General features: G+C 60.7%; 16 protein-coding genes, 1 other RNA gene and 1 pseudogene. 10 read left to right on the forward strand and 8 right to left on the reverse strand.

What is annotated here, in order from left to right; all coding sequences use genetic code 11:
• Positions 1–30: 30 nt before the first annotated feature.
• From LINBF2_RS08715 to LINBF2_RS08730, 4 genes are read right to left on the reverse strand one after another with little or no spacing between them, the layout of a single operon-like run.
• Positions 31–1,851: an acyl-CoA dehydrogenase C-terminal domain-containing protein gene (locus LINBF2_RS08715; protein WP_108326952.1), complete on the reverse strand. Its 1,821-nt coding sequence runs from the start codon at positions 1,849–1,851 to the stop codon at positions 31–33.
• A gap of 2 nt (positions 1,852–1,853) precedes the next feature.
• The gene (locus tag LINBF2_RS08720; RefSeq protein WP_104801860.1) at positions 1,854–3,164 is read right to left on the reverse strand and encodes an acetyl-CoA C-acetyltransferase; all 1,311 of its coding nucleotides are present in this window, start codon (positions 3,162–3,164) and stop codon (positions 1,854–1,856) included.
• An 8-nt stretch (positions 3,165–3,172) separates the two neighbouring features.
• Positions 3,173–4,087: a MaoC/PaaZ C-terminal domain-containing protein gene (locus LINBF2_RS08725; RefSeq protein WP_158270139.1), complete on the reverse strand. Its 915-nt coding sequence runs from the start codon at positions 4,085–4,087 to the stop codon at positions 3,173–3,175.
• Position 4,088: 1 nt separating this feature from the next.
• Positions 4,089–5,489, reverse strand: a complete 1,401-nt coding sequence (locus LINBF2_RS08730; protein ID WP_104801858.1) for a 3-oxoacyl-ACP reductase — start codon at positions 5,487–5,489, stop codon at positions 4,089–4,091.
• A gap of 63 nt (positions 5,490–5,552) precedes the next feature.
• Between LINBF2_RS08730 and fabR the strand changes: the two genes are divergently transcribed.
• The 5 genes and pseudogenes from fabR to LINBF2_RS08755 all read left to right on the forward strand — a co-directional run.
• On the forward strand, positions 5,553–6,230 hold the full coding sequence (gene fabR, locus LINBF2_RS08735) for an HTH-type transcriptional repressor FabR (protein WP_104801857.1): 678 nt from the start codon (positions 5,553–5,555) through the stop codon (positions 6,228–6,230).
• Between the two features lie 130 nt (positions 6,231–6,360).
• Positions 6,361–7,569: a D-alanyl-D-alanine carboxypeptidase family protein gene (locus LINBF2_RS08740; RefSeq protein WP_236658052.1), complete on the forward strand. Its 1,209-nt coding sequence runs from the start codon at positions 6,361–6,363 to the stop codon at positions 7,567–7,569.
• A gap of 328 nt (positions 7,570–7,897) precedes the next feature.
• The gene (locus tag LINBF2_RS08745; protein ID WP_281888230.1) at positions 7,898–8,563 is read left to right on the forward strand and encodes a TetR/AcrR family transcriptional regulator; all 666 of its coding nucleotides are present in this window, start codon (positions 7,898–7,900) and stop codon (positions 8,561–8,563) included.
• Positions 8,564–8,725: 162 nt separating this feature from the next.
• Positions 8,726–10,261 (forward strand): FAD-binding domain-containing protein, encoded by a 1,536-nt coding sequence (locus tag LINBF2_RS08750; RefSeq protein WP_281891314.1) that lies wholly within the window; start codon positions 8,726–8,728, stop codon positions 10,259–10,261.
• 150 nt (positions 10,262–10,411) lie between these two features.
• Positions 10,412–10,987: pseudogene (locus LINBF2_RS08755) on the forward strand (DUF2461 family protein); the annotation flags it as partial.
• A 693-nt stretch (positions 10,988–11,680) separates the two neighbouring features.
• On the opposite strand, the gene ssrA reads toward LINBF2_RS08755, so the two are convergent.
• The 4 genes from ssrA to ompA form a co-directional block, all read right to left on the reverse strand.
• Positions 11,681–12,055, reverse strand: a transfer-messenger RNA (tmRNA) gene (gene ssrA / locus LINBF2_RS08760).
• A gap of 12 nt (positions 12,056–12,067) precedes the next feature.
• Positions 12,068–12,733 (reverse strand): HAD-IA family hydrolase, encoded by a 666-nt coding sequence (locus LINBF2_RS08765; protein WP_104800922.1) that lies wholly within the window; start codon positions 12,731–12,733, stop codon positions 12,068–12,070.
• Positions 12,733–13,452 carry a bifunctional 2-polyprenyl-6-hydroxyphenol methylase/3-demethylubiquinol 3-O-methyltransferase UbiG gene (gene ubiG / locus LINBF2_RS08770; RefSeq protein ID WP_104800923.1) on the reverse strand — a complete coding sequence of 240 codons (720 nt, stop codon included), beginning with the start codon at positions 13,450–13,452 and terminating at the stop codon, positions 12,733–12,735. Before ubiG ends, LINBF2_RS08765 begins: the two co-directional genes overlap by 1 nt.
• A 69-nt stretch (positions 13,453–13,521) precedes the next feature.
• A complete protein-coding gene (gene ompA / locus LINBF2_RS08775) occupies positions 13,522–14,106 on the reverse strand; it encodes an outer membrane protein OmpA (RefSeq protein ID WP_104800924.1) in 585 nt (194 codons plus the stop codon).
• Positions 14,107–14,322: 216 nt separating this feature from the next.
• Between ompA and gyrA the strand changes: the two genes are divergently transcribed.
• The 5 genes from gyrA to LINBF2_RS08800 are packed head-to-tail and all read left to right on the forward strand — an operon-like array spanning position 14,323 to position 22,216.
• Complete coding sequence (gyrA, locus tag LINBF2_RS08780; protein ID WP_281888232.1) at positions 14,323–17,010, forward strand: DNA gyrase subunit A; 2,688 nt, start codon at positions 14,323–14,325, stop codon at positions 17,008–17,010.
• Between the two features lie 7 nt (positions 17,011–17,017).
• Complete coding sequence (serC, locus tag LINBF2_RS08785; RefSeq protein ID WP_281888233.1) at positions 17,018–18,124, forward strand: 3-phosphoserine/phosphohydroxythreonine transaminase; 1,107 nt, start codon at positions 17,018–17,020, stop codon at positions 18,122–18,124.
• Positions 18,125–18,151: 27 nt separating this feature from the next.
• On the forward strand, positions 18,152–19,252 hold the full coding sequence (pheA, locus tag LINBF2_RS08790) for a prephenate dehydratase (protein ID WP_281888234.1): 1,101 nt from the start codon (positions 18,152–18,154) through the stop codon (positions 19,250–19,252).
• On the forward strand, positions 19,249–20,154 hold the full coding sequence (locus LINBF2_RS08795) for a prephenate dehydrogenase/arogenate dehydrogenase family protein (protein WP_281888235.1): 906 nt from the start codon (positions 19,249–19,251) through the stop codon (positions 20,152–20,154). Before pheA ends, LINBF2_RS08795 begins: the two co-directional genes overlap by 4 nt.
• Positions 20,155–20,200: 46 nt before the next feature.
• On the forward strand, positions 20,201–22,216 hold the full coding sequence (locus LINBF2_RS08800; protein ID WP_281888237.1) for a bifunctional 3-phosphoshikimate 1-carboxyvinyltransferase/cytidylate kinase: 2,016 nt from the start codon (positions 20,201–20,203) through the stop codon (positions 22,214–22,216).
• Positions 22,217–22,241 lie beyond the last annotated feature (25 nt).

Here is a 22,241-nt window from a genome sequence, read left to right on the forward strand (position 1 = left end):
CTGTCCATGCCGCCAAGCGGTGAAGCGGGTTCAACCCGCCATCGCCGCCACCGGCATCTGCAGCAGCGTGCTGGCCGGCGCCAGCGCCATGCGGTGGTGGGCGTCGGCGCGGGGCAGCAGGCGTTCAAAGTAGAACTGCGCGGTTTGCAGCTTGGCCTGGTAGAACGCCGCTGACTCTGGCCCCTGGCCGCTGTGCAGGGCCTGCTCGGCGCGCTGGGCCATCAGCGCCCAGTGGTAGGCCATCATCACGTAGCCGCAATACATCAGGTAGTCCACCGACGACGCGCCCACTTGCTCCGGGTCGGCCTTGGCCTTGAGCATGAGGCGCAGGGTGAGCGTATTCCATTGCACGGCGCGGCGCGCCAGGGCGCGGGCCATGCGGCCACGCAAGCCCCCAGCCAGCAGGCCCGGCCGGGCCAGCACCCACATCTGGGCGGTGAAGTCGCGCACGCACTGGCCGCGCGTTTGCAGCAGCACCTTGCGCCCCAGCAGGTCCAGCGCCTGGATGCCGGTGGTGCCTTCGTACAGCGTGGCAATGCGGGCATCGCGCGCGATCTGCTCCATGCCATGCTCGCGGATGTAACCGTGCCCGCCGTACACCTGCATGCCCAGGTTGGCGGCTTCCAGGCCCATTTCGGTCAAAAAGCCCTTGAGGATGGGGGTGAAGAAACCCAGTTCGCCGTCGTGGCGCTTGTAGCCGGCCTGGTCGCCGGCCCAGGCAGCGGCAAACATCTTGTCGGCCAGTTGCGCGGCGCCGTAGATCATGGCGCGGCCACCTTCGGCGATGGCTTTTTGGGTGAGCAGCATGCGCCGCACGTCGGGGTGCCAGACGATGGCGTCGGCCACCTGCTCGGGCTCCTTTTTGCCCGAGAGCGCGCGCATGGAACGGCGCTCGCAGGCATAGGCCAGCGCGCCCTGGTAAGCCAGCTCGGCATGGGCCACGCCCTGGATGGCGGTGCCGATGCGCGCGGTGTTCATGAAGGTGAACATGGCCTCCAGCCCCTTGTTCGGTTCACCGATCAGGGTGCCGATGGCGCCGTCGAAATTGAGCACCGCCGTGGCACTGGCGCTGATGCCCATCTTGTGCTCGATCGAGCCGCAGTGCACCGCGTTGCGCGTGCCTAAAGCACCACCCTCGCCCACCAGAAACTTGGGCACGATGAACAGCGAAATGCCGCGCGTGCCGGCGGGCGCCTCGGGCAGGCGCGCCAGCACGATGTGCACGATGTTGTCGGTCAAGTCGTGCTCGCCGCTGGAGATGAAGATCTTGGTGCCGGTGATGGCGTAGCTGCCGTCGCCCAGCGGTTTGGCCTGGGTCTTGACCTGCGCCAGGTCAGAGCCGCACTGCGGCTCGGTCAGGCACATGGTGCCGCCCCACTCGCCCGCCACCAGCTTGGGCAGGTACTGCTGGCGCATGGCCTCGGTGCCGTACTGCAAGATGGTGTTGATGCAGCCGATGCTCAGACCGGGGTACATGCTGAAGGCCCAGTTGGCCGTGCCCATCATCTCGCTCTTGAGCAGGTTGAGCGACACGGGCAGGCCCTGCCCGCCGTAAGCCGTGGGGAACGACAGGCCCTGCCAGCCGCCCTCGACGAACTGCGCATACGCCGCTTTGAAGCCCTTGGGCGTGGTGACCTCGCCCGCCTGAAAGTGGCAGCCCTCTTCGCCGCCCGAGACGTAGAGCGGCGCCAGCACCTCTTCGCAGTAGGTGGCGGCGGCCTCCAAAATGGCGTCCACCACCTCGGGCGAGGCGTCTTCGCCGCTGCCCAGCGCGCGGTAGTGCGCCGGGTAGTCGAACACCTCGTTCATCACAAAGCGCATGTCGCGCAGCGGGGCTTTGTAGTTCAACATGCTCATTTCTCCAGAATGGCCACGACGCCCTGGCCGCCAGCGGCGCAGATGGAAATCAAACCGCGCCCGCTGCCTTTTTGCGCGAGCAGCTTGGCCAGCGTGGCCACAATGCGCCCGCCGGTGGCGGCAAACGGGTGACCGGCGGCGAGCGAGCTGCCGTTCACATTGAGTTTGCTGCGGTCAATGGCGCCCAGCGGCTGCGCCAGGCCGAGCTTGTCGCGGCAAAACGCCGGGTCTTCCCACGCCTGCAGGGTGCACAGCACCTGGGCGGCAAAGGCTTCGTGGATTTCATAAAAGTCGAAGTCCTGCAGCGTCAACCCAGCGCGCGCCAGCATGCGCGGCACGGCGTAGGCGGGGGCCATCAGCAGGCCTTCTTTCTTGGCCGGGTCGGGGTTGAAAAAGTCCACCGCCGCCACCTCGCTGAACGTGAGGTAGGCCAGCACCGGCAGACCACGCTCGGCCGCCCAGGCTTCGCTGGCCAGCAGCACGGCCGAGGCGCCATCGGTCAGCGGTGTGGCGTTGCCTGCCGTCAGCGTGCCCTGGCCGGGCGCCACCTTGCGGTCGAAAACCGGCTTGAGCTTGGCCAGCTGTTCAGCGTTCAGGCCCTGGCGCAGGTTGTTGTCCTGCTTCACGCCCAGGAAGGGCGTCATCAGGTCGACAAAGAAACCTTCGCCATAGGCGCGCGCCAGGTTGTGGTGGCTTTGCAGGGCCAGGGCATCTTGCGCTTCGCGCGTGATGCCCCATTCGCGGGCCATGAGTTCGGCGTGTTCGCCCATCGACAGGCCGGTACGCGGCTCGCCGTTGCGCGGCAGCTCGGGCTGGAAGAACTGCCCCGGGCGGATGCGCAGCGCCCGCTGCAGGCGCTGCCAGGGGCTGCGCGCGCGCGAAACATCGAGCAGGGTGCGGCGCAGTTGGTCATTGACGGCGATGGGCGCGTCCGAGGTGGTGTCCACCCCGCCGGCCACGCCGCATTCGATCTGGCCCACCGCAATTTTGTGCGCCACCAGCATGGCGGCCTCCAGCCCGGTGCCGCAGGCCTGCTGCAGGTCGAAGGCCGGGGTCTCGGGCGAGAGCGTGGTGGAGAGCACGGCTTCGCGCACCAGGTTGAAGTCGCGCGAATGCTTCATCACCGCGCCTGCGGCCACGTCGCCCAGGCGCTGGCCATGCAGGTTGAAGCGGTCCACCAGGCCTTGCAGCGTGGCCGTGAGCATATCGAGGTTGGAGGCGCGGCTGTAGGCGGTGTTGGAGCGCGCAAACGGGATGCGGTTGCCACCCACGATGGCGACGCGACGGAGGGTGCTGTTGGGGGTCATGGTGGGGCTCAGGAAATGGTGGGTTGATGCGCGGGTTCGGCGCGGAGTTCGGAACGCAGATGGACCTGCTCGCCGCGTGCGTCGCGCACCTCGAACACGGTCTGGCCTGTACTGGCCTGCGCCTGCCAGAGCGAGGCGCGTGTCGGCAGCAGCACGGGCCGCTTGAACACGGTGGTGAGCGAAGCGGCTTGCAGCACAGTGGCCGGCGCGGCGGCTTGCAACAGGGCCAGCGCGCGCGCCTGCGTCCACAGGCCATGCGCGATGGCGCGCGGAAAGCCGAACAAGCGCGCGCTCAGCGCCGACAGGTGGATGGGGTTGTAGTCGCCCGACACCGGGGCGTAGCGGCGGCCGGTGTCGGCGGGGGCGTCGAATGCACCGGCCTGGGTCAGGGCGAGTTCCGGCCCCACGGCGCCGTTGAACGGTGCGCCCACGGGCGACTTCACGCCCAGGCGCAGCAGGGTTTGTGTGGCCTGCCAGACGCATTGGCCATCGCCCTCGCCATCTGACTCGCGTAGCACGCGCAGGTGCAGCGTGAACACCTGCCCCTTGTCGTGCGCCAGCAGCTCGCCGCTGCTCAGCTCCACCCGCACCGCATCGCCTGCGGCCAGCGGCGCATGCTGGGTGATGGCGTTGGCCAGGTGCACCGTGCCCATGGCAGGCCAGGGGCAGGCGGGCGAAGTCATGTAGGTCATGACCAGGGGGAAAGTCAGCATCTGCGGGTAGGTGAGCGGCGCTTGCGCACTCGGGGCAAAACCGCAGACCTCGGCGTAACGCGCCAGGTGCGCGGCGTCGACCACGACGCGCGGCAGCACCAGCGTGACCGGGGCCAGCGCGCGCACCGGCCCGGGGCGCTTGAAACTGCTGGCCAGCGCACGGGCCAAGTTGCTCAGCGTGCTGGCGGGTGTGATGTTCTGGCGCTGCACCTTAAGCCCCCAGCAGGCTTTGGCCGCACACGCGCACCACCTGCCCATTCACGCCCTGCGAGGCGGGGCTGAGCAGCCAGGCGATGGTTTCGGCCACATCGACCGGCTGGCCGCCCTGCCCCATGGAATTCATGCGCCGGCCGGCTTCGCGGATGGCCAGCGGGATGGCGGCGGTCATTTGCGTTTCGATGAAGCCCGGCGCCACCGCGTTGATGGCCATGCCGCGGGGCAGGCGTGGCGCCTGGCTGTGCACCAGGCCGATCACGCCAGCCTTGGAAAACGCGTAGTTGGTCTGCCCCAGGTTGCCGGCAATGCCCGAGATGGACGACACGCACACCAGCCGTGCCTGGGGTTGGAGCGCGCCCCGCTCCAGCAAGGCCTGGTTGATCGCCTGCTGCGCCACCAGGTTGACCTGCACCAGCGTCTGCCACAGGTGCGGCGGCATCTTGGCGATGGTCTTGTCGCGGGTGATGCCGGCGTTGTGCACCACGCCGTCCCAGCCGCCGTCAGCCAGGGCCGCCTGGGCGATCTGCCCGGCGGCCGCCGGATCGGCAATGTCGAGCGCCAGCGCGCGGCCCTGCAGCCGCTCGGCCACGGCCTGCAAGGCGTCCTGGGCCTGCGGCACGTCCAGACAGACCACCTGGGCGCCATCGCGCGCCAGGGTTTCGGCAATGGCCGCGCCAATGCCGCGCGCCGCGCCGGTCACCAAAATCTTTTTGCCCGCCAGCGGCTGCACCCAGTCGCTCGGGGCCGGGGCCTCAAAGGGTGCCAGCCGCACCACCTGGCCCGACACATAGGCGCTGCGCGGCGACAAAAAGAAGCGCAGTGTGCCTTCGAGTTGCGCCTCGGCTCCCGGCGCCACATAGACCAGTTGCACCGCAATGCCGCGCTTGACCTCCTTGGCCAGCGATTTCACAAAACCTTCCAGAGCGCGCTGTACCGTGGCCTGCTCGGCAACCGGGCAGGCTTCGGGCGGGCGGCCCAGCACCAGCACGCGGCCGCAGCTTTGCAGTGAGCGCACCGCGTCGTGGAAGCACTGGTACAGCGCCTCGGCCTGGGCCACGGTGGCCAGGCCGGTGGCGTCAAACACCACGGCCTTGAGGGGACCGCCCGGCTGCTCGCCGGTGCTCCACAGCCCGCTCATCAAGCCGGCCTGGTTGGCCATCGCGGTCCAGCCCTGCACGCTGCGGTGCGCCACGGTGGCGGCCCGCATGGCGCGGAAGGCAGCCAGCAGCGCGGGCAGCAGTTCGGGCGTACCACCGGCGCCGACCAGCACGTCGCCAGCAACCACCGGTTGGCCGGCTTCGAACCGCTCGAGCGGCACGGGACGCGGCAGGCCCAGCATGCCGGCCAGGCGCGCGCCAAAGGCCGAGTTGGCAAAGTTGAGGTAAGCGTCGGACATGGACAGGGCTCCTTTGTTTGTGTACGATCGTACACCGAAAAACCCAAACCGCCAAATCCGTCCATGCCGAACGCCCGTCCCGACACCCCCGCCCCCGCCACGCCCGAGCCGCCGCTGAGCCGGCAAGACCGCAAGGACCTGACCCGCCAAAGCCTGGTGCAGGCCGCGCTGCGGTTGATCGGCGAGGGACGCAGCTTCACCAGCCTGGGCATCCGCGAGATCGCGCGCGAGGCCGGCATGGTGCCCAATGCGTTTTACCGGCACTTTCGCAGCCCAGACGAGCTGGGCCTGAGCCTGGTGGACGAGGTGGGGGCCACGCTTCGCGGCCTGCTGCGCCAGGCGCGCCAGCCGAGTTCGGCCCAGACCAGCGTGGTGCGCCAGTCGGTGCAGGTGTACCTGCAGTACGTGCGCGACAACCGGGTGCTGTTCCGCTTCATCTCGAGCGAGCGCGCGGGTGGCAGCCGGGTGCTGCGGCTGGCGATCCGCCACGAGGTGCAGCGTTTTGTGGACGACACGGCACGCGACCTGGCGCCGCTGGAGGCCTACCAGGGCCTGTCGCAGGCCAGCCTGCACATGGTCTGCGGCCTGATGGTCAACACCCTGCTGGCCGCCGCCCCCGAGGTTCTGGATCTGCCCGCCGACGAGCCTCAGTCCGAGCAGGCGATGGTGCAGGACTTCGTGCAGCAGTTGCAGATCATCTTGCTGGGCGCGGCCAGCTGGCGCGAGGCAGAGCGGCGCTGAAGCGGCGGTGACTGCCAATCGGCAGCCATCCCAAGAAACCCGCCCCCAATCCGCGACAATCGATGCTCTACCGAACCACACCCTGCAAGCCAAGACTTTCTCTCTTCTCCCCATCGCCCTGGCCATCGCTGTGGGCACCCTGTTGCCCAGCTCGGCGTCCTTCGCGGCCAAACACCCCGCTGCCGCCAAGCCTGCAGCGCACAAAAAGGCTGCGGCCGCCGCAGCCTCTGCAAACGCCCTGCCGCCTCTGGCCGCCCAGACGGCCCTGGCCGACAACCCGCCGGCGCTGCCTGCCAAGGCCTGGCTGCTGATGGACTTTGACTCCGGCGAGGTGCTGGCTTCGGCCAACGCCGACGAGCCGCTGCCCCCCGCATCGCTGACCAAGATGATGACCAGCTACATCGTCGAGCAAGCGCTGCGCTCAGGCAAGCTCAAGCAGACCGATCTGGTCACAGTCAGCCAGAACGCCTGGTGCCGCGGTTCGGGCACCGAGTCGTGCATGTACCTGCCGCTCAATAGCCAGGCCACCGTCATTGACATCCTGCGCGGCATTGTCATCCAGTCAGGCAACGATGCCTCCAAAGCGATTGCCGAACACATGGCCGGTTCAGAGGCCGGCTTTGCCAAGCTGATGAACGCCGAGGCCCAGCGCCTTGGTATGACGTACACCCAGTTCGTCAACCCTACGGGTCTGCCCGATCCGGAGCACAAGTCCTCCGCGCGTGACCTCGCCATACTGGCGCGCGCCATCATTCGCGACAGCGCCGAGTACTACCCCATCTACGCCGAACACGATTTCAAATACAACGGCATCAAGCAAGGCAACCGCAACGCCCTGCTCTACACCGACCCCACTGTGGACGGCCTCAAGACCGGCCACACCGCTGAGGCCGGTTATTGCCTGGTCACTTCGTCCAAGCGCAACGATATGCGCTTGATCTCGGTCATCCTCAACACCCACAGCGCACAGGCACGAGCCGACCACACGCGCACGCTGCTCGGCTGGGGCTTTGGCAGCTTCGAAAAAGCTGTCCCGATCCAGCCAGGTGCAGTGGTCACAACGGCCAAGGTGAGCTTTGGCAAGGCCGACACCGTGGGTGCGGTCCTGGGCGCGCCATGGATGCTTACCGTGCCACGCGGCCAGCAGGTGCAGGCCACGGTGAAACTGAAACCGGGCCTGGAAGCGCCCGTGGCCAAGGGCGCCGTGGTCGGCAAGGTGGTCGCCACCTCGAACGGCAAGCCGCTGGGCGAAACCCCGCTCGTGGCGCAGGCCGATGTGGAGCGCGCCGGTCTGTTGCTGCGCACATGGCAGTACGTGGCCAAGTGGTTCGGCAAGTGATGGCTTGAACGCAGCGGAGGGCTGACGCGGGGGACCTCTGCGGTCCCTTGGTTCTTAACGCATACCGACAGGCCACAGGCTGGCAGCTGAGGATATCGGCGTCGCAACGGGAACTATCGTTGGCTCAGACCTGCTGGCTGCTACCGGCCAGGAGCGGACGATGCAGTTACTGAATCAATCCAATATTTGGGCTGAGAGCGATCGGACAAGATTGAACAGCCGTATGATTTTGATCGCACAATCTCCTGTCTGAAGGACGGGTCTTGACGAGACTAGTTAGCTTGCGGAACCTGTCATTCTTCCCAATTTAAGACGCAAAGTTGCCTCGATGCCCTCTCCTAGCCGCGATAAGCCTGACCGACGTCGAGGTCGCCCACCTGCTTCGCAAGCCGGTCAGTTTGATGAACGCATCTTGCTGGTGGCAACGTCTTTGTTCCTTGAGAGGGGTTTTGGTCGCACCACTTTGGATCTGGTGGCACAGCACGCTGAGGTGGGTAAGTCCAGCCTATACGCCCGCTATCCCAGCAAGGGCGATTTGTTCGCTGCGGTGGTCAGTCTTTCTATCCAGACGATGTTTGACCACATGGCACCAGTGCCCCAGGGGCTGAATCTGGGTCAACGCTTGCAGGCGGTTGGTGAGGCACTGATTGACGGTATGTTGCACCCGCGTTGTGTGGCGTTCATGCGCATCACGGCAGCAGAGGCCGATAACTTCCCCGACCTTGCGCTGATGGCCTACCAAGTCAGTTTTGATGGATCTGTCGCTTACGTGTTGAAGGGGCTCAGAGCCGCGAACCACGGCGCTGCCGACCCAGCTCTGATCAAGTTGGCCCAGCGCTTTGTGGAGTTGGCGGTTCAGCCGCTGTCTTTTCAGGCAGCATTCGGCATAGACCACGCCCAGCTTCGGATGCGTTCTTCACAGTGCGTGCAAGACGCCATCGAATTACTGCAAGAGAAAATCGCCGTGGCTAACGAAGGACAAGCCATCACATAAAGGACGAATTCGTCCATTATTGTTAGACTGCGGATCTTTGACATTAATGGAGATCCTTCATGTGTGCCTTGCCACCCCTAATGCGGCTAGAGCCATGCGAGTCGGCAATCGCATTTTGGGCGTCAATTTTCTGCCCACCCGGCGAGGCCTGACTTGTCGCTGATGACCCCATCGGGTCCACCACAGGTGGTCTGGTTCAAACGCGACCTGCGTGTGAAAGACCATGCGGCGCTCGCTCGCGCCACAGCCGCGGGGCCGGTGTTGTGCGTCTATGCCGTTGAGCTTGAGCACTGGCAGCAACCTTGCACCAGTGATCGGCAATGGCAGTTTGTACGCGAATGCCTGCTGAGTCTGGACGCGCAACTCCAATCGCTGGGCACCGCGTTGGAAATTCACGTTACGCCAATCATCCAGATGTTGGATGCGCTGTACCAGCGGCTGGGCCCGTTCACGCTGCACAGCCACCAGGAAACCGGCGGTCTTTGGACCTATGCACGAGACCGTGCGGTTGCCGCTTGGTGCCGTGACCATGGTGTGCGTTGGCACGAGTACCCACAGAGCGGGGTGGTTCGTCCTGTATCGCGCCGTGGTCGGCGATTCAAGGAGCATTGGGATGCCTGGGTCGCAGCGCCTTTGGAGCGCTTGCCAGACCATCTCTCCTGGATCGAGCCTGCCGAGGGTCAATCGGTGCTGCGGCTGCCGACGGCCATCAAGGCCGACCCTTTGCCGTGCGCAGGAAGGCAAAGGGGCGGCTTGCAGCCTGCGCATGAACTGCTCGACAGCTTTTTGGCCAGTCGTGGGCAAGGCTACGGGGCCAACATGAGTTCCCCTATCAGTGCCGAGCAGGGATGCTCGCGCCTGAGCCCACACATCGCTCACGGAAGCCTCAGTCTGCGCCAGATCGCACAGACCATGCTGCAGGCCCGCGAAGCCGCGCCACGGACGCACTGGCATCGCCAACTCCACAGTTATGTAACGCGGCTCTGGTGGCATTGCTACGCGCTGCAGGTGCTGGAAAACCAGCCGGAAATGGAGCGCCAAGCATTGGTGCCTGAAATGGAGCAACTGTCGCGCCCCATGGACATGGCGCGTTTCGATGCATGGCGGCTCGGCCGCACAGGTTGGCCGATGGTTGACGCCTGCATGCGACTCCTTCACCACCACGGTTGGCTCAACTTCCGCATGCGCGCCATGCTGGTGACGGTGGCCACGCACACCCTGTCCTTGCCGTGGCGGCCTGTGGCCGATTGGTTGTCGCAGATGTTCGTCGACTTCGAGCCAGGCATCCACTACACCCAAATCCAGATGCACAGTTGCATGGCGGCCAGCCCGGTGCTGCGCCTGTACAACCCGGTCACGCAAGCGCGCGAGTTGGACCCGCAGGGTGAGTTCGTGCGCCGTTGGGTGCCTGAGCTGGCGGCGGTGCCCGGCGAGTGGATCGTCATGCCCTGGGCCATGCCCGCGACGTTGCGGCATCGGTTTGGCTTGGAAGGCGCGAACGACTACCCGGTTCCCTTGGTCGACTTCGAGCAAATGCACCGCGCCGTCAAGGCCGAGATCGCCGCGTTGCGGTCTAGTCTAGGTTTGCAGGCGGCCCCTGGTTTCAACGAACGGTCCCGACAGGGGGCAAGCAGTCAGCGCACACCTGCACCAAAGCAGGTGAACGTCAAGCCATCTACGCAGATCAGTCTTTTCTAACTTCACGACGACGCACAAGTGCGACCAAGGCAGCCATCAATGAAATTTTCAAGCCAAACACTCCCATTTCTAACCGAAGCTGGCCAACAAACCGACCCGAACTGGTTGGAGGAAAACCAAGCTGCTTAAGAAGCCAATGTCAGGGGGCCATTTATTGACCTTGCCGAGAGGCTAAAGACGGCACTTCAGCCAAGCGTGCCGGACTACCACTTCCCGGTCAAAGGGATCGGCAGGATCAAAAAGACCGCCAACCACATCGTCAGCGGTGGCCCTTGCTGCAAAGACTGGCTGTCCATTTCCATTTCCAAGCCGTCGGAGTCTCGCTTTGAGCGCAACCCGCATTTGTTTTTTGGCATCCTTCCCAACATCCCGCCTTATAGGAGCGTCGTGGTGGCGGGTGGGCTTTTTATGCCATCGGGTCCACAGCTGAAAAAAGTGAGGAACGCCATCGCACACAATGCCCAACCGTTTCACGCATTGTTTGCCGATCCTGCATTCAAGGCGCGCTTTGAGAGCGACTTTTCACGCGAGGAAGTTGCTTCCCGTCCGCCACGGGGGTTCGATCCAGACCATCCGGATATGGCGTGGTTGAAACTCAAAAGATTTTTGGTGGTGAAGAAACTCAGCAACACCGAGTTCATTTCCCAGGGCCTGGTGCCGGCGCTGGTGGAGGACTACAAGCAGCTGATCCGCCTCAATCGTTTGCTCGAAGATGCACTCACGTAGTCTTCGCCGACTATCTTCTACATTCATCTGTGGAGTGCGATCCTGAACTTTGGGCCGGTTAGTTTTTCAACTAAAACCAGTCAACGAAGAATGCAGGTGAGGTCTGTTGCAGTGGCTGCTCGTAAGCGAAAGCTCAAACTTGGATGCCAGATGCGACTGGCTGCAATGGGTCGAAACCGCCAGTACAGGCAGTCGAAGAACGGTCGGTGAATTCGCGTTTGTCGTGTAACTCACTGCCTAGGACTGCATTACCCCTCATAGCCGCCACTCAATGTAGCCCCATCCACCAAAACGAAGAGCCGCTTTGTGGCATTAATGTTGTCGTGCCTTGCTGCGTCAGCCGACTGCAATCGCTGCTAAGCGGTCATGAGCACCACGAAGTCCAACCTCGGATTTAGGTCGAAACCGCACCTAAAACTCTTGGTACAAAAATTTCTCATTGTTGCCTTTAAGTCCCCTTTGCCCGGCCAATCAGAAGGTCAAACTCGTCAACTCAAACCCGCATAAATGCTGGACTCAGCTCATGGACACGTCCACAAGCTTGGAGAGAAAAGAGAGAGAAATTCACCTGTAGCGACCAGAAACCACGGAAACGTGACCGCGTGTGTCCACAAGCAATGAGCCGAAAGCCCGCAAAGACAGGGCTTTGAAGCAAAGAAAAAGGGGGACAGAGAAAGTTCTGTCCCCCATATATGGTGGAGCTGGCGGGATTTGAACCCGCGTCCACAAGCCTTTTTCGTACAGTTCTACATGTGTAGTCGTCTGATTTGAGTCTCGCCGTGTGCGTCGCGCAGCGACACGCTACGCACCCAGCCAGTACCCTTTTTTCTCACACCACCTCAAGGTACCCGAGGTGATGCCAGCCTATATGTTTTCCCTTGCAGCTAGGAAGTCTTGCGACCCCCTAACCCAGCCTATCGGCCAACTGTTGCAAGGCTCACCGGATTAAGCGGCGAGTGCGAAACGTTCGTCGTTTGCAGTTAGTTTTTTTTCCGAAGATTAACGAGGATCAGAACCTCGACATGCCCTGCCACGCGTCCGAACCCATGTCGAAACCAGTGCAGCCCCAAGTCTCGTATTTTAGGCCTCTGCCAGCAATTGCAAGAGCTTATTTGGTGAATCAACAGATAAATCTGCACCCCAGGTGCTGACATCGGTCTTTTCGCCCAAATATCCGTAGGTGGCAGCCACGGTAGGCATGCCTGCGGCTCGACCTGCAGCAATGTCACGCTCGTCGTCACCCACATACAAACACACCTCGGGCGGCAAGGCCAAACGGCGGGCTGCTTCAAACAAGGGTTCGGGATGCGGTTTGGGGTGCGGTGTGGTGTCGCCGCTCACGATAGCGCGCGCACTTGCAAACAAGGGCATGGCGGCTGTGAGCGGATCCGTAAAACGCGCCATTTTGTTGGTCACCACGCCCCAAGGCATTTGGCGCAGTTGAAGATGCTCAATCAAATCGTCCACGCCGTCAAACACATAGGTGCGCACGGTCATGGCGGCTTCGTAGTTGGCAAAGAACTCTTCGCGCATGGCCATGAAGCCTTGGTGTTCGGGCGTCATGTCAAACGCGACCTTCAACATGCCACGTGCACCAGCACCCGCCAAAGGACGGTACAACTCGTAGGGGAGTGACGGCATACCGCGGTCGGTACGCATTTTGTCAGCAGCTGCGCCAAGGTCAGGAGCACTATCAATCAAGGTTCCGTCCAAATCGAACAGCACCGCTCGGATATGTTTCAGCATCACAGAGGCCTTTGCGTTGCAACCATGTAGTTGACGCTGGTGTCACCACTCAACCAGTAGCGACGAGTGAGCGGGTTGTATTCCATTCCACGGGTGTGTTGCCACTCAAGGCCGGCTTCGCGGCAATCACGCGCCAGCTCGCTGGGACGGATGAACTTGGCGTACTCGTGCGTGCCACGGGGCAGCAGGTTCAACACGTACTCCGCCCCCACGATGGCAAACAAAAACGATTTGGCATTGCGGTTGAGCGTGGAAAAAAACACATGACCACCGGGCTTCACCAATTGGGCGCACGCACGCACAATGGACGACGGATCTGGCACGTGCTCCAGCATCTCCATGCAGGTGACCACATCAAAACTGGCAGGCTGCTCAACAGCCAAAGCTTCTACGGCCACTTCGCGGTACTGCACATTGAGCGTTTGCGCTTCCAAAGCGTGCAGTTGCGCCACCTTGAGCGACTTGGTCGCCAAATCAATGCCCAAAGCGTGGGCACCAGAACGCGCCATGGCATCAGTCAAAATGCCACCACCACAGCCAACGTCCAACACTTTTTTGCCTTGCAAAGGCGTAATGCCATTGATCCAATCCAAACGCAATGGATTGATTTGGTGCAAAGGGCGAAACTCGCTCTCGGGGTCCCACCAGCGGTGGGCGAGGTCTGAAAATTTGGCCAATTCGGCAGGATCGGCGTTGGTGTGCGTGGCTGTTTGATGCATGGTCTGTATTGTCGTTCAACCAAAAAGAAACCCCGCCGAGGCGGGGTTTCTTTTTTAGATCAAGTCAGATCAGTTCTTGCGGGTACCCACAACTTCGATCTCAACACGACGGTTCTTAGCGCGACCTTCTTTGGTCTTGTTGTCAGCAACAGGTTGCTTCTCGCCTTTACCTTCGGTGTAGATGCGGTTTTTCTCGATGCCCTTAGAGACCAAGTAAGCCTTCACAGCTTCAGCGCGACGCACTGACAATTTTTGGTTGTAAGCGTCAGAGCCGATAGAGTCAGTGTGACCCACAGCAATGATGACTTCCAAGTTAATGCCCTTGACTTTGGACACCAAGTCGTCCAACTTGGCCTTACCTGCAGGCTTGACCACCGACTTGTCGAAGTCAAAGAATGCGTCAGCAGCATAAGTCACTTTAGAAGCAGCGGCTACGGGAGCGGCAGCAGGAGCTTTTGGAGCGGCAGCAACAGCGCCGTCACAGCCAGGAGCTGCAGTAGCAGGTGTCCAGTTGGCATCACGCCAGCACAAACCTGTGGAGTTTTTCCACACGTCGCCAGAAGCATTGCGCCAGTTGTCAACGTTTTGAGCCATAGCAGCAGTTGCCAAAGCAGCGGTAGCAACAAAAGCTGCCAAGTTCTTCAAATTTTTCATGATTCACCTCTGAGGGATTTATAAGCCGCAGACCACTCTGCGAATTCAGGCAGTCAAGGCATGCTTACCTGTGACGCTTAGAAATATTGTGCCATATCCAAAACACCTAACTTCTACTCATCACCAGGTAAGTCAAAAGTTGTTGCATAGCTGCCACAAGTAGGCCACCTACTTATCAGCCTAAAATGTTCGGTTTCCTGCTTTACGGCCTCTTTCATGACCCAGTTCGCCAAAGAAACCTTGCCCATCAGCCTAGAAGAGGAGATGCGTCGCAGCTACCTAGATTACGCCATGAGCGTGATTGTGGGCCGCGCCCTCCCCGATGCGCGTGACGGCTTAAAGCCTGTGCACCGCCGCGTCTTGTTCGCGATGCACGAGCTCAACAACGACTGGAACCGTCCTTATAAGAAGTCAGCCCGTATCGTGGGTGACGTGATTGGTAAATACCATCCGCACGGCGACAGCGCGGTGTACGACACCATCGTGCGTATGGCCCAAGACTTTTCGTTGCGCCACATGTTGGTGGACGGCCAAGGTAACTTCGGCTCGGTCGATGGCGACAACGCAGCGGCGATGCGTTACACGGAAATTCGCTTATCCAAGATCGCTCACGAAATGTTGAGCGACATCGACAAAGAAACTGTCGACTTCGGACCTAACTACGACGGCTCTGAAAAAGAACCGTTGGTGCTACCCAGCCGCATTCCTAATTTGCTGGTCAACGGCTCCTCCGGCATTGCCGTGGGTATGGCCACCAACATCCCGCCCCACAACCTGAACGAAGTGGTGGATGCGTGTTTGCACATGCTGCGCAACCCAGAAGCCACCATTGACGAGTTGATGGAAATCATCCCAGCGCCTGACTTCCCCACTGCCGGCATTATTTACGGCATCAGTGGTGTCAAAGATGGCTACCGCACAGGCCGCGGCCGTGTGGTCATGCGCGCCAAGTGCCACTTTGAAGACATCGACAAAGGCCAACGCCAGTCCATCATCGTGGACGAGTTGCCTTACCAAGTGAACAAAAAGACCTTGCAAGAACGCATGGCCGAATTGGTTCACGAGAAGAAGATTGAAGACATCAGCCACATCCAAGACGAGTCCGACAAGTCGGGCATGCGCTTGGTGATTGAACTCAAGCGTGGTGCCGTGCCTGAGGTGGTGTTGAACAACCTGTACAAACAAACCCAGCTGCAAGACACCTTCGGTATCAACATGGTGGCCTTGATTGACGGCCAACCCAAGTTGTGCAATTTGCGCGACCTGATTGCCGTGTTCTTGGGTCACCGCCGCGAAGTGGTGACACGCCGCACCATCTTTACCCTGCGCAAAGCCCGCGAACGCGGCCATGTGCTGGAAGGCTTGGCTGTGGCATTGGCCAACATCGACGAGTTCATCCGCATCATCCGCAACGCGCCTACGCCCCCTGTGGCCAAGGCTGAGTTGATGACCAAGTCCTGGGACAGCCAACTGGTGCGCGAAATGCTCACCCGCAGCCGTGCCGATGGCGGCGTGATCAACGCCGACGACTACCGACCCGATGGCTTGGAAAAAGAATTCGGCATGGGCAACGACGGCCTGTACCGCTTGAGCGACACCCAAGCACAAGAAATTCTGCAAATGCGTCTGCAACGCTTGACGGGTCTTGAGCAAGACAAGATCGTCAACGAATACAAAGACGTCATGGCCGAGATCGATGACTTGCTCGACATCTTGGCCAAGCCTGAGCGTGTGTCCACCATCATTGGTGACGAGCTGACCGTGGTGAAAAATGAATTCGGCCAAAGCAAGCTCGGCGCACGCCGCAGCGTGATTGAGCACAACGCCCAAGACTTAGGTACCGAAGACCTGATCACGCCCACCGACATGGTGGTCACGCTCAGCCACAGCGGCTACATCAAGAGTCAACCTCTATCTGAATACCGCGCACAAAAACGCGGCGGTCGCGGCAAGCAAGCCACAGCGACCAAAGAAGACGATTGGGTGGACCAACTCTTCATCGCCAACACGCACGACTATTTGCTGTGCTTCTCTAACCGTGGCCGTTTGTACTGGCTCAAAGTATGGGAAGTGCCTGCGGGCTCACGCGGTTCACGCGGTCGCCCCATCGTCAACATGTTCCCGCTTCAAGAAGGCGAAAAAATCAACGTGGTCTTAGCCCTCACCGGCGAAGCACGCACCTTCCCTGAAGACCAATTTGTGTTCATGGCCACGTCCATGGGCACGGTCAAGAAGACCTCGCTCGACGAGTTCAACAACCCACGCAAGGGCGGCATCATCGCCGTCAACTTGGATGAAGGTGATTTCTTGGTTGGTGCTGCCCTCACCGACGGCAAGCACGACGTGATGTTGTTCAGCGACGGCGGCAAAGCCGTGCGCTTTGACGAAAACGATGTGCGCCCCTTGGGTCGCAGTGCCCGCGGCGTGCGCGGCATGATGATCGAAGAAGGCCAAAGCGTCATCGCCATGTTGGTGTCTGAACAAGAAGATCCAGCAGCAGTGACTGACGAAACCGTGGCCCGCGCCAGCGTGTTGACCGCCACCGAAAACGGCTACGGCAAACGCACCAACATCAGCGAATACACCCGCCACGGCCGTGGCACCAAAGGCATGATTGCCATCCAGCAATCTGAGCGCAACGGCAAAGTCGTGGCAGCTACCTTGGTGCAAGCGGACGACGAGATCATGCTCATCACCGACACCGGCGTGCTGGTCCGTACCCGCGTGGCTGAGATTCGTGAAATGGGCCGCGCCACACAAGGCGTGACCTTGATCGGTTTGGACGAAGGCGCCAAGCTCAGCGGCTTGCAACGCATCGTCGAAAACGATGCCAATGCTCACTTCAGCGAAGGCGCTGAAGACGACAACGCTGAAGGCAGCACTGACGCCCCAAGCGAAGGCTAATCCAAGCATGACTCGCCCCTTTAATTTTTCTGCAGGTCCAGCGGCTATGCCGCTGGAAGTGCTGCAGCAAGCCGCCGTCGAGATGACCAACTGGAACGGCAGCGGCATGGGCGTTATGGAAATGAGCCATCGCGGCAAAGAGTTCATCAGCATTTACGAACAGGCCGAGGCCGATGTGCGCGAGCTATTGGCCGTGCCAGTCAACTTCAAAATCTTGTTCATGCAAGGCGGTGGCTTGGCAGAAAACGCCATCGTGCCCTTGAACCTCTCACGCGGCGAAATCGTTGATGTGGTGGTCACTGGCAGCTGGAGCGAGAAGTCTTACAAAGAAGCCAGCAAATACTGCACATCGCATTTGGCGGCCACGGGTGCTGAAAGCCACTTCACGTCTATCCCTGCCGCAGCGCAATGGCAACTCAGTGCGGGTGCGCAATACGTGCACATCTGCACCAACGAAACCATTCACGGTGTGGAGTTCCACATCCTGCCCGACCTCAAAGCCTTGGGCTCTGATGCACCGCTGGTGATTGACTTCTCTTCACACGTGCTCTCGCGCACTGTCGATTGGTCAAAAGTCGGCGTGGCCTTTGGTGGTGCACAAAAGAACATTGGCCCCGCAGGCGTGACGCTCGTCATCGTGCGCGAAGACTTACTGGGTCATGCACTCAAAGCTTGCCCCAGTGCGTTCAACTACAAAACCGTAGCCGACAACGGCTCGATGTACAACACGCCGCCCACCTACAGCATCTACATGGCGGGCCTGACCTTCCAATGGCTCAAACGCCAAAAAGAAGGTGAACTCTGTGGCGTGGCAGCGATGGAGCAACAAAACATCGCCAAAGCCAAGCTGCTGTATGACTTCTTGGACAACTCCAGCTTCTACAGCAACAAGGTCGCACACGACTGCCGCTCGCGTATGAACGTGCCTTTCTTCTTGGCAGATGAGTCACGCAATGACGCATTCCTAGCAGGCGCCAAAGCCGCTGGCCTGTTGCAACTCAAAGGCCATAAGTCAGTTGGCGGCATGCGCGCCAGCATCTACAACGCCATGCCGATTGAAGGCGTGCAAGCGTTGGTGAACTACATGCAAGCGTTTGAAAAAACACAGGCTTGATTGAGCATCTGAACGAACAACAACACCATGAGCCAACAACCCGTTCAATCTGAAGCCCTTGCCGCCTTGCGCGTACAAATCGACGCACTTGATAAACAACTGCTGCAACTGGTCAACGACCGCGCCAAAGTGGCAGAGCTTGTGGGCGAGATCAAACGCGCCGAAGGCTCACCGTTCTTTCGCCCTGACCGCGTGGCGCAGGTGATCGACAAGATCACGCAGGCCAACCCAGGCCCGCTCAAAAACGAACACATCGCCTCCATCTGGCGCGAAATCATGTCGGCTTGTTTGGCACTCGAAGCGCCCCAACGCGTGGCGGTGCTCGGCCCCCAAGGCACGTTTTGCGAACAAGCTGCGATTGAATTTTTTGGCAGCGCCGCCAACCTGATTTACTGCGCCAACTTCGACGAAGTCTTCCACGCCACCGCTGCGGGCACGGCCCAATACGGCGTGGTGGGCATGGAAAACTCCACCGAAGGTGTGGTGGCCCGCTCACTCGATTTGTTCTTGCGTTCACCCGTGCATGTGGTGGGTGAAGTGAGCCTCTTGGTGCGTCACAACTTGATGCGCCAAATCAACTCCGATGCTGACATCGAAGTGGTCATGGCTCACCCCCAAGCCTTGGCCCAATGCCAAGGTTGGCTCAGCCAACATCTGCCCTTGGCCGAGCGCCGCGCAGTGTCTAGCAACGCCGAAGGCGCGCGTCTCGCCGCTACCAACCCGAAGTGGGCGGCTTTAGCCAGCGAACGCGCAGCCAGCCAGTTTGGCCTGCACATCGTGCACCACGCCATCCAAGACGAGGCCTACAACCGCACACGGTTTGCTGTCATCGCCTTGCCACAAACCTTGGCCACACCGCCTGCGTCGGGCAACGACTGCACCAGCTTGGTGGTGTCGGTGCCCAACCGCCCGGGTGCTGTGCATGACTTGTTGGTCCCGCTCAAAAACAACGGCGTGTCGATGACGCGCTTTGAGTCACGCCCTGCCAAATCGGGCCAGTGGGAGTATTACTTCTACATCGACATCCAAGGCCACGTCAGCCAGCCCCATGTGGCGGCGGCGCTGCAAGAGCTGCAAAGCTTGTGCGCGTTCTACAAGGTCTTGGGTTCTTACCCCGTTTCAGAATGAAATTTCAACGGCTCGCCCTCATCGGCTGTGGCCTGATGGGCGGCTCGTTTGCGCTCGCCTTGCGCGAGGCGGGTCTGGTGCAAACCATCGTCGGCTTTAGCGCTTCAGACAAAACACGCCAACGCGCGGTTGAACTTAAGGTCATCGACCAAGCTTGCAACAGCGTGGCCGAAGCCGTGCAAGGCGCTGACCTTGTCTTACTGGCCGTGCCAGTGGGCGCCATGCACAGCAGCTTTGCCGCCATGCGAGATGTGTTGCAACCCAATACCTTGCTGATGGATGTGGGTTCGACCAAGTGCGATGTGATTGCCGCTGCACAAGCCGCTTTGGGCGAACGCCTGAGCTGCTTTGTGCCTGCCCACCCGATCGCAGGCAAAGAAGTAGCTGGCATCGAGCACGCTGAAAGCACGCTGTACCAAGAGCGCCGCACCATCCTCACGCCCTTGCCTAAAACAGGCATTCACCGCCTGCAAGCGGCACATGAAGTTTGGACTGCCGTGGGCAGCCACGTAAGCACCATGACACCTGAGGCACACGATGCCACGTTTGCCGCCGTCAGCCATTTGCCACACATGCTGGCATTTGCAGCGGTCAATGCACTCATGACACAGCCGCAAGGCGCAGCATTTTTAGACATGGCGGGCCCTGGCTTTCGAGATTTCTCGCGCATCGCCGCCAGCGATGCATCGGTATGGCGCGACATCCTGAGCGCCAACCATGCAGAAGTCCTAACTCAAGTCGCGTACTTTCGCGCTGCGCTCGACCAGTTTGAAGACGCCTTGAAACTCGGCGACGCTCAAGCGCTGCAACACCTGATTCAACAAGCCAGCGATGTGCGCTCGGCTTGGACTCTGCATGCGGGCAACGCGTGCAACACCGCTTCTGAAACACAGCGCTCATGAAGATGCACTTCATCTGAACCATGAACGTGCTTTCACATTAACAAACATGTTCTCCACCGCCTTCCTCGACCTCCCCGCGCTGCAAGGCGCTTCTGGCACTGTCACGCTGCCTGGCTCTAAAAGCATTTCAAACCGTGTGCTGCTACTCTCGGCTCTGTGCCAAGGCACCACCGTCGTGCACGACCTGCTGGATTCGGATGACACTCGCGTGATGTTGGCCGCACTAGGCCAACTCGGCTGCGGTGTGGACGTGCAAGGCACGACCGTGACCATCACGGGCTTAGGTGGTCAGCTCAAGCACCAAGACGCGATTGAGTTTTTCATGGGCAACGCAGGCACTGCTATGCGCCCACTCACCGCTGCACTCGCAGTGCTGGGCGGTGACTTCACGCTCAAGGGCGTGCCACGCATGCACGAGCGTCCAATTGGCGATTTGGTCGATGCGTTGCGTTTGCTCGGCTGCAAGATTGACTACTTGGGCAACGACGGCTTTCCACCGCTGCACATTGGTAAACCCACCCTCAAAGTAGATGCCCCCATTCAAGTGCGCGGCGATGTGTCGAGCCAGTTCCTCACAGCGTTGTTGATGGCTTTGCCTTTGGCTGCCAAATCACAAGACATCGTGATTGAAGTGGTGGGCGAGCTCATCAGCAAGCCCTATATCGACATCACGCTCAATCTGTTGGCGCGTTACGGCATTGCGGTGAAGCGTGATGGCTGGCAACGCTTCACCATTCCGCAAGGTTGCAGCTACCAATCGCCAGGCACGATTCACGTCGAAGCTGATGCTTCTTCGGCCAGTTATTTCATCGCACTCGGCGCTATCGCTGAAGGCGACGGTATCCGCATCCAAGGCGTAGGCGCAGATTCGATCCAAGGCGACATCCGCTTCATGGACGCTGCCGCACAAATGGGCGCAAAAATTACTAGTGGACCCAACTGGCTCGAAATCAACCGTGGCGCTTGGCCGCTCAAAGGCATCACCCTCGACTGCAACCACATCCCCGATGCCGCCATGACCCTGGCTGTGATGGCGCTGTATGCGGACGGTCCTACCACCCTACGCAACATCGCCAGCTGGCGTGTGAAAGAAACCGACCGCATCGTGGCCATGGCTACCGAATGCCGCAAGCTGGGCGCGACGGTGGAAGAAGGCCCAGACTGGATCACGGTTCACCCTTTGCCAAATGGCAAACACAACAATGCGTCTGCGCAGGGCCAATGGAACGCCGCCAGCATCCACACCTACGACGACCACCGCGTGGCCATGTGTTTCTCGCTAGCAGCATTCAACGCCGACCAAGTACCCGTGCGCATTGAAGACCCCAAGTGCGTGGCCAAAACTTTCCCCGATTACTTCGAGGCCTTGTTCTCGGTGTCGCACGCGAAGGTCCAAGACATTCCCGTCATTTGCATCGACGGCCCCACTGCTTCTGGCAAAGGCACCTTGGCCAGCCGCGTGGCGCAGGCCTTGGGCTATCACTACCTTGACTCAGGCGCTCTCTACCGCGTGACCGCCTATGCCGCACTGAAAGCTGGTCTATCGCTAGAGGCCAACGACGAAGCCCGCATTGCCGACCTCGCCCGCACCCTGCCCGTTCGCTTTGAGGGCGAAGCCGTGTGGCTGGGTAACGAAGACGTCAGCAACGCCATTCGCACCGAACAAGCCGGCATGAATGCTTCAAAAGTATCCGTTTTACCTACCGTTCGTACCGCTTTGGTAGCCCTACAGCACAGTTTTCAACGCCTACCCGGCCTGTTGGCCGATGGCCGCGACATGGGCACCGTCATCTTCCCTGATGCGCCTTTGAAAGTGTTTTTGACTGCGAGCGCAGCTCAGCGCGCCGAGCGTCGTCATAAGCAATTGATTTCAAAGGGTATTTCGACTACACTTGACAGTCTTCGCGCCGACTTAGAGGCCCGCGACGCACGCGATTCATCGCGCAGCGTGGCGCCCTTGAAAGCGGCACAAGATGCTTACCAACTCGACAACTCATCGCTCTCTATCGAAGCCTCGGTAGATCAAGTGTTGACGTGGTGGCAAGCAAAGCAGCCGTTTTAAATTTTTGAAATAGGCTGCAAAACCT

Source organism: Limnohabitans sp. TEGF004 (assembly GCF_027924965.1).
GTDB lineage: Bacteria > Pseudomonadota > Gammaproteobacteria > Burkholderiales > Burkholderiaceae_C > Limnohabitans.